Origin of the sequence: Marinomonas sp. A3A (assembly GCF_018336955.1) — a bacterium.
Taxonomy (GTDB): domain Bacteria; phylum Pseudomonadota; class Gammaproteobacteria; order Pseudomonadales; family Marinomonadaceae; genus Marinomonas; species Marinomonas lutimaris.
Map to the genome: position 1 here is coordinate 2,355,061 of NZ_CP025532.1, position 13,757 is coordinate 2,368,817.

The window sequence follows — 13,757 nt, forward strand, 5'->3', positions numbered from 1 at the left end:
TCGCTATTTGTATACTTTATTGAGGGCAAACAATTAAACTTTAAGACAAACCGAACTGCCGATTAAACTCAGCAATTTTAGCACTTCTTATCGCTTTTAATTCCTGCAATTGATCCTCAACTAGACTTTTAGCACCTTCTATTCTATCAACATCGTTACTGGCCACCGCGCCCTCTAACTCTCTCTCATACGTATCCAACAGAGTGTCATAATCATCTTGATACGCTTCTTCCACCAGCGCCAAAGCCACTTGATGCTGATAGCTAGCTGTTTGTTCAGAGTGCTTTTGGATGTAAGCCAATGAATTATCAAAATACAGTTGTTTTAATGAGTCTGTTTGAGAACCAGCACTCTTAAGTGTATTTTTTCTATCATCCGTAAGTACTCTAGCTTGCAGCACTTCCGCTTCATAATTAATCCCACCAGTCTGGGCAAAACTAACAGGTACCGTATTCAACACAAGAATCGCGGTAAGAGACTGCAGTTTTTTCAAGAAAACTTTCTTCATGCGGACCTTCTTGTTCTATGCAAATATAAAATCTGCCTTGGTTTGCTTTTTAACTCCCATCAAAAAACAAAGTCGCCACAAGACAAATAAAAGTAACAGTTGATTCTATTGAGACAAAACAATAAGAACAACAGCCAAAGTACAGATGCACATTTTAACCTTATCTTTACGCCTTTAAGGTCTATTACCTGACACTGCACTCAACAGCACACTACAAATAAGGCGATATATTTTGCATGACGCGACTTACATAGTCTTCATTTTCACCAACTGGGGCAACGTAGTCGATAGCGTTTTTCGCTTCTTCAATGCTGTCTAACCGAGCAATTACCCAAGCTGCAAGATAATGAGAGGCCAAGCAGCCACCAGCAGTGGCTACATTTCCTTTTGCAAAAAAAGCTTGATTAAGTACTTCAATGCCAGCCTCTTTTACCCATGGCAATGTTGTTATATCGGTACAAGCAGGAACATCGTCCAATAATCCCAGTTTAGCTAAAACTAAAGTGCCAGAACATTGAGCCCCAATTACCTGACGACTTGGGTCAAGTTGTAATTGCGCCATAATAGATGCATCAGCTACCACTTCTCTTGTTTTTATCCCACTCCCTACAATGACAGCATCAGCAGAAGATAAGCTTTCAAGGGAAGCCTGCCTTTCAATCACAACACCATTCATTGACTTAACTTGTTTAGTTGGGCTGGCAATAGATACCTTCCAGCCTTTATTTTTTACTCTGTTCAAAATACCAAGCGCTATAAATGAGTCCAACTCATTAAAGCCATCGAAAGTTAAAATGGATATATTCATGATTTAATTTACTCCCACGTTTGATCATGAACATATCCTATTCCATCAATTCATGACAATTAAATTCATGAATTGCATAAAACCAATGCTACGAATGATCAACAGCAAGAAAGCTCGATTTAAAAGCCAAACTGAAAATGTACTCTGAGCTTAACCAATTGAAATAAAAAGCATTCTCATTCATGGGGTATTTTTCTATTTGTAACCAAATAATTTAAATCTGTCACAGAAACTTCATCAAACCCTGATTTAATCCTTTTCAAGAACCCTATCTCAGTGGCTCTCTCACTTTCTTTTTACACACGTAGTTCAGGTTGCGACCTGTAGGAATCAAGGAAAAAATCATGACTAATTCTGTCGACTCAAATCGCCGTCGTATGCTCGGCTTTATGGCTGGTGCACCATTACTACCACTTGCAGGTGGTGTATTTAGCTCTACTGCTTTTGCAGGAATGACGGACTCGCCTCTTTCTTCTGTTAGCTTTGTTCCTATGGCCGCGCCATCACTAAGCAATCCTGCTGCCATGTCAACCAACCTTATTAACTCAGCGATGCAGTTGAAGTTCGAAGATGGCACAAGCCGCATGGTTAAACTGGATTACCAACCATTCTTCATGACAGGCGACAAAGTGGCAGACGGTAATGGCAATACAGTGATTGCTGGTGGTTATTACGACATCAACAACAAGCCAATACTTGATCCTAGTGCTGGTAATCGTCAGTTTTTCTCAGACTGTCCAGATGGCTCTAGTTTATTAACGGTTAAAGACGCAAAAGTCGCTGGCGTTTACGGTAATCACGTCTTTGCAGTCGTTCAATTTGAATATGCTACTCGCGATGGTGCTGGCGAAGACATGTACGGCAAGCTGCCTTCTCCTATTGCTATTCTGACCTTAGACCAAAATCCAGAAACCGGTGAATTGAAACTGGTTAAATACCACAACGTTGATACGTCAAATGTTGGTGGTTTATGGATCACCTGTGGTGCCAGCCTTTCTCCTTGGGGAACTCACCTTTCCAGTGAAGAATACGAACCGGATGCATCAAAAGCGGACGACAAACAATTCAAAGCCTATTCTAAAAACCTATTTGGTGATGAAAATAAAGGCAAACCATACAACTATGGCCATCTGCCCGAAGTAACGGTTAACAAAGACGGCACTGGATCTATCAAGAAACATTACTGCATGGGTCGTATTTCTCACGAGCTTGTACAAGTTATGCCTGATGAGCGCACTGTTATCATGGGTGACGATGCGACAAACAGCGGTTTGTTTATGTTCATTGCAGATAAAGCCCGCGACCTTTCTTCTGGTAAGCTTTACGTGGCTAAATGGACTCAAATTTCTAGTAAAGGCCCAGGTACAGGCGATATCTCTTGGATCAAATTAGGCGAAGCCAATAGTGATGAGATTCAACGTTTGGTAGATGCGGGGATTAAATCGACCGACATCATGGAAATTCATACTAAAGACCCTAAAGATTCTAGCTTCACCAAAATTGGCTACGGCGGTAAAACCAACTGGGTAAAACTAAAACCTGGCATGGAAAAAGAAGCTGCTTTCCTAGAAACTCACCGTTATGCAGCATTAGTTGGCGGATCATTGGGATTCACAAAAATGGAAGGCACCACTGTCAACATTAAAGACAAAAAAGCCTATTCAGCTATGTCTTACATCTACAAAACCATGACAGATGGCAGCAACGACATTCATGTTGAAGGCCCTAAAGCGGGTGCGGTTTATGAACATAAATTAACCGGCGGTCAAAAAGACAATAACGGCCAAGCAATCGACAGTGAATGGGTGTCTGTTCACATGCATGCTCCTGCAAACCTAATTGGCGAAGACTTAGCAACGCCTGATGCACTTGGCAACACAGCTCACGCTGATCGTATTGCGAACCCTGATAACATCAAGTTCTCTGAAAAACTTCGCACTTTGTTCATTGGTGAAGACAGTGGCAACCACGTAAACAACTTCCTTTGGGCTTATAACGTAGACAGCGGTGAGTTATCACGCATCATGTCTTGTCCTGCTGGCGCAGAATCAACTGGCTTACACGCTGTAGATGAAATCAACGGCTGGACTTACATCATGAGTAATATCCAACACGCTGGTGACTGGGATGACAAACTACACGCGAAAGTAAAAGACACATTAGATCCATACATTCGCGCTAACTACAAAGACCGTTACGGTGCTGCTGTTGGTTACATCACGGGCATACCTAAGATATGAGCGCCTAAGATTTAAGAGCTAGCGCTTTAGTTACGTAAAAACGAAAAGGGCAACCATCTGGCTGCCTTTTTTTTATCGATTAATTGCATTCAAACCAGATAATATGTTCCCAAGTTCTACATTGATGAATTCATCTGCTTATGCATCATAGTAAGTACATATTAAGACAACAACAAAACAGCGATTGAAAAACAGACAAACATCGAGCCTGTAATGGCGTCCACCCATATCATATGTCGTACAAAGAAAGCAGACACATAACCACATAACATGCTGTAGGTTAAATGCACAAGAAAAGTACAAAGCAACAAAATCAGTGTAAGGGTAACAGTCTGTGAAATTACGCTGCTCTCTTGGTGGATAAAAGCAGGAAGCAGAGCGGTAAAAAACACTAAGGTTTTCGGATTAAAAATGGACAGAATAACACCGGTTACGAATGTCATTTCTTTCTCGGACTTTTCGGCCTTTATCCCACCTTGTATACTTTTAAAGATAGACCATAAAATGCGCATACCTAAATAGCCAATATATAATCCACCAAAGTATTTGATCACCGAAAAGGCAAACGTAGAGTGCAAAATCAACGCACTTAAACCAGTTACCGTGGCGACAGAAACGACAGCCATACCAAATAAAATCCCAAGCATTACTGGCAATGTCCGTTTGACACCAAAGAACAAAGCAGAATTCAATACAGCAAGCGTACCTGGGCCTGGCGTCCCGGCTGCAACCAAACAAATTGCGATGTAATACAAAACAGTATCGTCACCAAGATTAAACATAATTCCTCCTATATAAAACAAGAAGCTATTATCTATGTAGAGATATTTGCTTATAGGATAAAATTGCGTTTTTATGACAACTCAACAACTCAAAGGGCATTTTATGAAAGAGGAAATCGGTTCACATTTCTTTAATCTGGATTGTTACGATGGGATTGAATGCGTGCGAGCAAACTTCAAAAATCAGCACTTCTCAAAACATATACACGAAGGTTACGCTATTGGCGTCATTGAACATGGGGCACAAAGTTTTTTCAACCAAGGAGAGAACCACACTTCCGGCGCGGGTAGTTTAGTTATTGTGAATGCCGATACCGCCCATACTGGTAGCCCCGCCTCAGAAAATGGTTGGGGGTATAGAGCCATGTACCCAACCCCAGAGCTCTTTGATGATCTTTTGAGTGACTTAACATTCAAATCAAAAAACGCACCCTATTTCCATCGTCCGATTATTGATGACGAAAAGCTTATAAAACTATTTAACCTCATATTCCGCTCTCTCGCTGATAAGCCATCAAGGCTAACCATAGAAACAACAGTTTATAATTTTTTCGTACAATTAACTCTCAATAGTAAAACCAACAGCTCAGTCATTCCTTCGAAAAAAGCAAATAAGTCATTACTAATTGCGAAAGAGTACATTCATGCTTATGCCAGCCAGGAAATTAGCCTAGAAAACTTATCAAGGTTAGTGGGTATGAGTAAATATCATCTCATTCGCCAATTCCAAGCATCATTTGGCATAACTCCTCACCAATATCAGATTCAATCTCGACTACAAAAAGCAAAATCATTACTCAAAAATGGTGAGCAACCAAGCAACGTAGCCTCAGAATGCGGTTTCTTCGATCAAAGCCATATGAACAGTCATTTTAAAAAAGCACTAGGAACGACACCCTACCACTATCAAAAACGAATTAATGCATAAACGACACATCAAAGTATTGCATTACAAACATAACCAAAACCTTGAAACATCTTATTTTATGCACCTTCTTACTGTTTATTGAAACAGTGAGAAACAGTTATGATAGAGCAAGAAAACGGTTACATGAATAATAAGGATAATATTTAACCGCTCTATCCCCCTCCTCCCCCAAAGAATAGCTAAGGAAGCATTCTCATGAAAATTTTTTTAGAAAACAGGCTCATTGGCACTAAACTTGGTTTAGGCTTTGGGTCAGTATTAATACTTGCGCTTATTGTTGGAATGGTCGGTATTTCTGGTGTAAATACCTTACTCAATAGAGCGGAGAAAGTTCGTCTATCAAACGATTTAGACGATACTGTGATTGATATTCAACTTGCTCGAGAGCATTTTGCAGAATCAGGATCTACAGATGATAAAAATGAGCTAATTCGCCGAACGGAAACCCTCGCCAGCTTATTAAAAACGGGCGAAACACTATACAACGGTGCAGACGTTAAAGACTTAATAAAGCAAACAGAGCAAAATCTCCTTGAATACCAAAAAGCGCTAACAAACCTTACTAATGCCCGTAACAAATGGGAAGACATTGATAACAATGCCACCATAATACGCCGCAGTATATTCAACCAATACAATCAAACCATTCTAGAGCTTCGCCAGCAAAATGATGTAGAGAACATGAATACGGCTTTGGATGCATCAAATAGTTGGTACGCCCTAACGTCCGAGATAAATGACCATGTCATCAAAAAAGAAAACATACCAGCTGAACTTGTCACGACAAGATTTCAAGCAGTGATCAACAAGACAAAAAATCTACAGCTATCAAGTGACCTGCAAAGTAAACAGCAAACAATCCTATCTCTTTTAAATCAATACGAAGAGCTTGGAAAAAGTAATCCCGCCGTTAATGCTGAACTTGTAAAAGCACAAGAAAAGCTAATGAATTTGTCATCTAGCATGAATGATAAAATTGATTCAATCACATCCCTTCAAGAGCAAAAAAGCAAAGAAGATGGTGAACGAGTATCAACCTTATTAATTACCGTCACTGTGATTGCTATTTTGATGGGAATATTCTTTGCTCTTCTAATCCGCCATATGATCGTAAAACCAATGAATGATGTTAAGGCCGCCGTTGAGAAAATATCTAATGGCGACTTAACTCAGACATTAAAAACAGATCGCAAAGACGAACTAGGCCAACTTTATAACAATATTGGGGTAATGAGTCGCACTCTAAACAAGCTCATTTCTGAAGTTATTACTGGCGTTCTAAATTTAAGCTCAACCAGTGAGCAATTAGAAACAATATCAAAACAAGGCCAGACAATGATGCAGTCTCAAAAAGATGAAACCGATCAAGTAGCGACGGCAATCAATGAAATGTCTTCCACAGTCTCTGAAGTTGCTCGTAATGCGGAAACAGCAGCAGAAGCAACCACTAAAACTGACAACATAGTAAACCAAGGCAATTTGAAGGTATCAGACACAGCGAAATCAATCGAATCGTTAGCTAGCGACTTGACTGTAACCAGTACAGCAATGGAACAACTAAAAATACGCACTGATAATGTCGGCAATGTATTAGAAGTTATTAAAGCCGTTGCGGAGCAGACCAATTTACTAGCGCTAAATGCGGCAATAGAAGCGGCACGAGCTGGTGAAGCAGGACGAGGCTTTGCGGTAGTGGCAGACGAAGTGCGTGGACTAGCTAGCAGAACTCAAAGTTCAGCTAAAGAGATTGAGGACTTAATTGTCGAATTGCAAAATGGCGCCCAAGAATCCCTGGATAAAATGCTAAGAAGCCGTGATTTATCTTCGAAAAACGCTGAACAAGCAAAAGAAGTATTGGAACTTTTCGCAAACATTAGCGAACAAGTCGGCTATGTCCAAGATATGAACAATCAAATAGCTACCGCAGCGGAAGAGCAATCTCAAGTGTCTGATGAGATCAATCGCAGTGTTGAAAATGTCCGTCAGTTAGCAGATCGAACCGCTGAAGGCTCTATCGAATCTGTTGCTGCCGTTAGCAACTTGAGAGCATTAAGCCATCAACTTAAATCACTAACAGATCGCTTTAAAATCTAATCACCATCTAGTCAATTCTGGAGGAAAAACGATCACCAACAGTCACCTAATTCATTCCGAATAGGTGACTGTTTTTGTTTAAAGCTTTCATTACCAGTAACCCAATACCTTCCACCATAAGCCACCGACAACACCCCATACGGCTAAATTCACCACACTCATAATAAAGCCCATGATCCACCAATCTTCCATCGAGACATAACCAGACCCAAAGATAATCGGCGATGTGCCTGTAGCGTAATGAGTCAATGACATCATCAAGGAAGACGCGCCAGCCAGTAACAGACCAAGATACAAAGGTGGTGCACCTAACGCCAAACCTGCGGCATAGAAAGCAGCGAACATGGCCGTAATATGCGCCGTCGTACTGGCAAAGAAATAATGCACATAGAAATAGATTGCGACCAAGATGACGACAGAAATAGCCCAATCAAATCCTAAGTGTTCAATATTACTTTCAACAACAGTCGAAAACCATTGCACCAAACCTAGCTTATTCAAAAAAGTGGCCATCATTACCAAGGCGGAGAACCATACAACCGTATCCCAAGCTGATTTTTCTTTGAGCACGTCATCCCAGCTCAAAACACCTGTCACTAATAAAACAGACAAACCTAAAAATGCTACCGCCGTTGTATTCACCACATAGTCTGCGCCGAACAACATTGCAGGAATACCAGCCCAAAGAATTAGCAACAGAGCAAATACCGCCACCATCACCTTCTCACCATACGACATAGGTCCCATTTCGGCGAGTTTAGACTTTGCGTAAGTCCTTGCATCTGGCGTGCTTTTTATCTCTGGAGGATAAATGACATAAACAACCAAGGGCACAAGTGCAATACACACCAAACCTGGCAAAAGCGCCGCTAGTGCCCATGTCCCCCAAGTAATACTAATGTTAGCGCCAGTGGCATCAGAGATTAATTTAACAATTAAGGGGTTGGGTGCGGTTGCTGTAATGAACATCGCCGAAGTAATGGGATTGATATGGTAATTAACCAAGGCAAGGTAATGACCAATCTTCCGAGAAGTACCCTCTTCAGGTGAAGAACCAAAACTAGTTGCTATGGACTTCATAATAGGATGAATAATACCGCCACCACGCGCAGTATTACTTGGTGTTACCGGAGCAATAACCAACTCTGAAATAGCCAAAGCATAGCCAATACCGATGGTTTTTTTACCAAATAAAGAGATAAAGTAATAGCCGATACGATTTCCAAGCCCAGTTTTTGCTAAACCTCTAGAAATAACAATCGCAATACCAATCAACCAAATCAGAGAATTCGAAAAACCACTTAATGCATCTTTAATCGCACCTGCAGGCGAATCACTTGTTACGCCAGTTAGAGCAACTAGAGTAATGGCCAAAATCGCGAGCGCCCCAATTGGCATCGCCTTACCGATAATAGCAACCACAGTACCAACAAACAAAGCCAACAAATGCCAAGCATTAGCAGATACTCCATCAGGTACTGGCACAACAAACCAGATTAACAGCGTGATAAAAATAGAAATGAGTCCCGGAATCGTCCGGATATCAGAGGCTTTCATGAAAAATCCTTTCATCTTAGAAAAAGTTTCCCTGTTAAAAACAAGGGAATCACCCTGACATGGTAGGGCATTTAGCATTAGAGAAAGGTGATACACATCACAAAAGCAAGATTCACTAAAAATAAGCTAAAAAAAAGACCTGCCGCAGCAAGTCTTTTTATCTAATGATTCAAAAACGACAAATAGTTAAGAGAAAATCCCAGTTAGATTGTCATTCATCAAGGTTTGCCATTCTTTATCAAGTGGCGCCTCAAACAACATACGCTCGCCGTTCAACATAATGTCTAATCGCGTCGCGTGCAGACACAAGCGTTTAAAGCCAAGAGCTTTTGTCTCTTTTAAAGACTCAGCAGGCGAATATTTTTCATCGCCAACAATCGGATAACCTGCATATTGGGTATGAACTCGAATTTGATGCGTACGGCCTGTTACTGGCTCACACTCAACCAAACTATAACCTTCAAACTGTCGAACAAGCTTAAACCGAGTCAAACTCTCTTTTCCATCAGTATGCACTCTGACGACGCGCTCACCAGATTGCAGCTCATTTTTCAATAAAGGCGCGTTAACTTGCAATTTTCTTTTAGGCCAGCTGCCATAAACCAATGCAAGGTAAGTTTTTTGTACTCCTTCTTTTTCACGCAATGCTGTATGCAACTCTTTTAGGACTGCGCGTTTCTTAGCGACCATGATAAGACCAGAAGTATCACGATCAAGTCGATGAACAAGCTCAATAAACTTCTCTAACGGTCGCATTTGGCGAATAACTTCAACCAGACCGAAACTCAAACCACTGCCACCGTGAACAGCTAAGCCAGAAGGTTTATTAATGACGATCAACCCTTTGTCTTCATAAACAATGCGTGATTCTATCTCGCTTTTAAGGCGATCTGACAAGACAGGCTTGTCGGATTCTGGCGCAATAACAATTGGCGCAATACGCACAACATCTTCATTTTGAAGGCGATAGTCCGGCTTGGTCCGCTTTTTATTGACGCGAATTTCCCCCTTTCTAAGTAGGTTGTAAATCTTGCCTTTCGGAACACCTTTTAAAAAGGTAACCAAAAAATTATCGATTCGCTGGCCCGCATTATTGTCGTCAATCGTGACGTAACGAACCGCGGGACGCTCTGTTGAATTTAGTTCTGAGTCCGACATAAGCTAAGATTGGTTTCCTTTATAATTGAAGCACTTAGTTTTTACTGTTATATTCACATTCGCAAAGGGTAAGAGGCAACAAAACACCTCGAAGATAAGATGCAAGAATTGAATGACAATTGCCGAAGCGACACTTTGGCCCCCTATCTTACCTCTGTAACAGTTAATCTTAAATAATAAACCGCATGATTCGGAAAAATCCGCTTCAGTGGAAGGAACTCTCATTAAAATTGCTAGGCCGCGCGTTCGCGTTGTTTCGTAAAAGCAAAGAAACGAGACCGGTTAAAGAGACTATTTAGTATTGATCACGGCAGCGACCGCACAAAAGCGTTTAAGATAAAATAAACGAATCGCGTACTCCTCTCGCCAGAGAACACTGAATGACTTGCTCTAATTCTGAGTCAGATTTATTAATGGTTACCCTATCACTGTTGTGACTCTTTCGTATCAGCCCACAGAGTTCACACATATAATGATTAGAATGCTTATTAATGCAACTCAACAAGAAGAGTTGCGCGTCGCCCTAGTAGACGGACAACGTCTATATGATCTAGATATCGAATCCGGTTCTCGCGAACAGAAGAAGTCAAATATATATAAAGGTCGCATCACTCGCATTGAGCCGAGTCTGGAAGCAGCTTTTGTTGATTTCGGAGCAGATCGCCACGGCTTCCTACCTCTAAAAGAAATCTCCAAAACCTATTTTTCCAAAAAATCGAACCACGAAGGCCGAATTAACATCAAAGATGTGTTAAGCGAAGGTCAAGAAGTGATTGTTCAAGTGGACAAAGAAGAACGTGGTAATAAAGGCGCTGCCTTGACCACCTTCGTTAGTTTAGCGGGTCGTTATTTGGTTTTGATGCCAAACAATCCTCGCGCTGGTGGTATTTCTCGTCGCATCGACGGTGATGACAGATCGCACCTTAAAGAAGCCATGTCAGGCCTGAACACACCAGAAAACGGTGGCCTTATTGTTCGTACCGCTGGCGTTGGTCGTTCAACTGAAGAGTTGCAGTGGGATTTGGATTACCTTGATACTTTATGGTCATCCATCACTAAAGCAGCATCTGAAAAACCTGCCCCTTTCTTAATCTATCAAGAAAGTAACATCGTTATCCGCGCCATTCGCGATTATTTGCGTGAAGACATTGGCGAAGTACTAATTGATGAGAAAAGTGCTTACCAAGACGCTATTAACTTTGTTATGCAAGTAATGCCGCACTTCAAGTCACGCATTAAGATGTATACTGATTCAACTCCACTGTTTAACCGCTTCCAAATCGAAACTCAGATCGAAACGGCTTTCCAGCGTGAAGTTCGCCTACCTTCAGGCGGATCTATTGTTATCGATCCTACAGAAGCCCTAGTTTCTATCGATATCAACTCGGCCCGAGCCACGAAAGGCGGAGACATCGAAGAAACAGCACTGCAAACCAACTTAGAAGCCGCAGACGAAATTGCTCGTCAATTACGCCTTCGTGATATTGGTGGCTTAGTTGTTATCGACTTCATCGATATGACACCAGTACGCAATCAGAAAGAAGTTGAAACACGAATGAAGAACGCTCTAGAAGCGGATCGTGCTCGCGTTCAACTTGGCCGCATTTCTCGCTTCGGTTTATTAGAAATGTCACGCCAGCGCTTGCGCCCTTCTCTTGGCGAAACCAGCGGCATTGTTTGCCCTCGCTGTAATGGCCAAGGATTTATCCGTGACGTGGAATCTCTAGCACTTTCTGTACTTCGTCTAATCGAAGAAGAATGCTCTAAAGAACGCACAGCTCAAATTCGTGCTGTTTTACCAGTATCTGTTGCGACTTTCTTGTTAAACGAGAAACGTACCAACATTGCTAAAATTGAAAAACGTAACAACGTTCATATTATTCTTGTGCCAAATCCACATATGGAAACACCGCACTTTGAAGTGGAACGTATTCGTGACGACAGCACTGTTGTTATGCAAAACGAAAACAGCTACACATTGGTAGAGACGCCAGAGCAGCCGCCATACGAGCCTCGCAAAGCGAATGAAAACGTTCGCCCACAAGCAGCCGTGACTAGCATTGCACCAAAAGCACCAGCTCCTGAGCACACTACACCAGTAGCAGCAACAACACCAAAAGCAGCGAAAAACACGCAGAATAAACCTAGCTTGCTTAAACGCATAATGACTGCATTGTTTGGCGAAACTAAAAGTACACCAAAACAAAAACCCGTAAGCAAAACACCTCCTGTAGCGCCTTCACAAAATGATCGTGATACCTCAAGCAAGCCTAAAGGGACTCGTGTAAACAGAAACAAACGTAACGTTAAGCATCAAAATGCGGACCGCGACGATAACAATACAGCTGAAAAAAATCGCTCTACTCGTCAATCTCGCCGAGAACAAGCCGAGGCTGGCACGAAAGGCACTAACAACAACCGTCGTAACAATCGCGGCAACAAACAAGAAACTCAAGAACCAAGAGTTGAAAAGCAAGAAGCTGCTGTAAAAGCTGCTCCGCGCCAACCTCAAAAAGAAGTTCCTGAAGTTAAAGAGCGTAAACGCGATCGCAATGACAATCGTCGTCGTAATGGCAAACTAAAAGACGAAGCATTAGAAGCAACTAAACTACAAGAGCAAGAAGATGCCGCTCTAGTGGAAGCCGCTCAAAATGCTGAAGTGGAAAGTAACGAAAACGGTGATGAACCTCAACGTCGTTCACGTCGCTCACGTCGTTCACGTCGCCCACAAAAAGAAGAAAACAACGCACAGCAAGAAAATGTTGAATCTACAACCGATGAAACACAATCTACTGACGTTGCAGCAGCTCAAACGGAAGAAGCAAAATCAACCGCTCCAGAAGTTAAGCATGCAGAAACAGAAGCCCAAGCAAAATCAGAAGACACACCGTCAGAACCTTCTACAAAAGAAGAAACTACAGCTGTTGAAGCTGTTGAAGCTGTTGAAGCTGTTGAAGCTGTTGAAGCTGTTGAAGCTGTTGAAGCTGTTGAAGCTGTTGAAGTATCTCCAGCAGATACTCAAGAAACAACAGAAGAAACCGTTAAAGTCGAAACTCCTGAAGTTAAGCCTGCAAAACCTAAGATGTCAGTAAAAGCTCAAATGCGTAAAATCGAGCAAGAGACATCAGAAGTTGCAACTGAAAAAACTGAAGCTGAGCCAGAAACAGCAAACCTTTCAGAAGATAATCAAACAGCAACATCTTCGGAAGCGGTAAATTCAGCAGTCGAGACAAATACCGAAGCACAAGAAATTAATACAGCCACTGTAGAAACAGGGTCCGTAGAAGCTAACTCTGAAGACACAAAATCTGTAGAGCAAGAGGTTACTAAGGCTACTGAGCCAGCTACCACTTCAGAAGCAACAACTACAGAAACAGCAATCGAAGAAACGAAAGTTGAGGAATCAAGCAATAACACTGGTCGCTCAACTCGAACTCCTCGTCGTGGACGCGGCAAAGCTGCTACTAAACCAGCAAACGCCGAAGCCAAAGCTCCAGTAGAATTACCAGCTGCTATTTTGGCTCAGCAAGAGAAGCTTCGCTTAGAGCAAGAAGAAAAGCGTAACGCTGCGACGTCACGTCGACGTGCATCAGCAGGCCGTGTGAAAAACGACCCTAGGATTGCACGAGAAGAAGAAAAAGGCGCCGAGCAAAGCTCAGAAGCCAATGCAGAGTAAGTGCTA

Annotated in this window: 9 protein-coding genes; 4 read left to right on the plus strand and 5 right to left on the minus strand. The window is 41.9% G+C overall.

Annotation, left to right across the window (positions count from 1 at the left end):
- Positions 1–40: 40 nt before the first annotated feature.
- Complete coding sequence (locus CYL31_RS11000; RefSeq protein WP_212915299.1) at positions 41–508, minus strand: hypothetical protein; 468 nt, start codon at positions 506–508, stop codon at positions 41–43.
- A 211-nt stretch (positions 509–719) separates the two neighbouring features.
- A complete protein-coding gene (locus CYL31_RS11005) occupies positions 720–1,316 on the minus strand; it encodes a DJ-1/PfpI family protein (RefSeq protein WP_212915300.1) in 597 nt (198 codons plus the stop codon).
- A gap of 344 nt (positions 1,317–1,660) precedes the next feature.
- Here CYL31_RS11005 and CYL31_RS11010 point away from each other — a divergent pair, with 344 nt between their 5' ends.
- The gene (locus CYL31_RS11010) at positions 1,661–3,556 is read left to right on the plus strand and encodes a PhoX family protein (RefSeq protein WP_212915301.1); all 1,896 of its coding nucleotides are present in this window, start codon (positions 1,661–1,663) and stop codon (positions 3,554–3,556) included.
- A gap of 161 nt (positions 3,557–3,717) precedes the next feature.
- Here CYL31_RS11010 and CYL31_RS11015 read toward each other — a convergent pair whose 3' ends face one another.
- Positions 3,718–4,338 (minus strand): LysE family translocator, encoded by a 621-nt coding sequence (locus CYL31_RS11015; protein WP_212915302.1) that lies wholly within the window; start codon positions 4,336–4,338, stop codon positions 3,718–3,720.
- 73 nt (positions 4,339–4,411) lie between these two features.
- Here CYL31_RS11015 and CYL31_RS11020 point away from each other — a divergent pair, with 73 nt between their 5' ends.
- Positions 4,412–5,266: an AraC family transcriptional regulator gene (locus CYL31_RS11020; RefSeq protein WP_212915303.1), complete on the plus strand. Its 855-nt coding sequence runs from the start codon at positions 4,412–4,414 to the stop codon at positions 5,264–5,266.
- 195 nt (positions 5,267–5,461) lie between these two features.
- Positions 5,462–7,360 (plus strand): HAMP domain-containing methyl-accepting chemotaxis protein, encoded by a 1,899-nt coding sequence (locus CYL31_RS11025; protein WP_212915304.1) that lies wholly within the window; start codon positions 5,462–5,464, stop codon positions 7,358–7,360.
- 90 nt (positions 7,361–7,450) lie between these two features.
- On the opposite strand, the gene CYL31_RS11030 is transcribed toward CYL31_RS11025, so the two are convergent.
- Positions 7,451–8,917, minus strand: a complete 1,467-nt coding sequence (locus tag CYL31_RS11030) for an anion permease (protein WP_212915305.1) — start codon at positions 8,915–8,917, stop codon at positions 7,451–7,453.
- Between the two features lie 186 nt (positions 8,918–9,103).
- Positions 9,104–10,075 (minus strand): 23S rRNA pseudouridine(955/2504/2580) synthase RluC, encoded by a 972-nt coding sequence (rluC, locus tag CYL31_RS11035; protein WP_212915306.1) that lies wholly within the window; start codon positions 10,073–10,075, stop codon positions 9,104–9,106.
- Positions 10,076–10,547: 472 nt separating this feature from the next.
- Between rluC and rne the strand changes: the two genes are divergently transcribed.
- Positions 10,548–13,751 (plus strand): ribonuclease E, encoded by a 3,204-nt coding sequence (gene rne / locus CYL31_RS11040; protein WP_212915307.1) that lies wholly within the window; start codon positions 10,548–10,550, stop codon positions 13,749–13,751.
- The last annotated feature ends 6 nt before the right edge of the window (positions 13,752–13,757 follow it).

Excerpts from the sequence above, each read along its gene's own strand:
- CYL31_RS11000 (WP_212915299.1), bottom strand. The coding sequence starts at position 508 with ATGAAGAAAGTTTTCTTGAAAAAACTGCAGTCTCTTACCGCGATTCTT.
- CYL31_RS11005 (WP_212915300.1), bottom strand. The coding sequence starts at position 1,316 with ATGAATATATCCATTTTAACTTTCGATGGCTTTAATGAGTTGGACTCA.
- CYL31_RS11010 (WP_212915301.1), top strand. The coding sequence starts at position 1,661 with ATGACTAATTCTGTCGACTCAAATCGCCGTCGTATGCTCGGCTTTATG.
- CYL31_RS11015 (WP_212915302.1), bottom strand. The coding sequence starts at position 4,338 with ATGTTTAATCTTGGTGACGATACTGTTTTGTATTACATCGCAATTTGT.
- CYL31_RS11020 (WP_212915303.1), top strand. The coding sequence starts at position 4,412 with ATGACAACTCAACAACTCAAAGGGCATTTTATGAAAGAGGAAATCGGT.
- CYL31_RS11025 (WP_212915304.1), top strand. The coding sequence starts at position 5,462 with ATGAAAATTTTTTTAGAAAACAGGCTCATTGGCACTAAACTTGGTTTA.
- CYL31_RS11030 (WP_212915305.1), bottom strand. The coding sequence starts at position 8,917 with ATGAAAGCCTCTGATATCCGGACGATTCCGGGACTCATTTCTATTTTT.
- rluC (WP_212915306.1), bottom strand. The coding sequence starts at position 10,075 with ATGTCGGACTCAGAACTAAATTCAACAGAGCGTCCCGCGGTTCGTTAC.
- rne (WP_212915307.1), top strand. The coding sequence starts at position 10,548 with ATGATTAGAATGCTTATTAATGCAACTCAACAAGAAGAGTTGCGCGTC.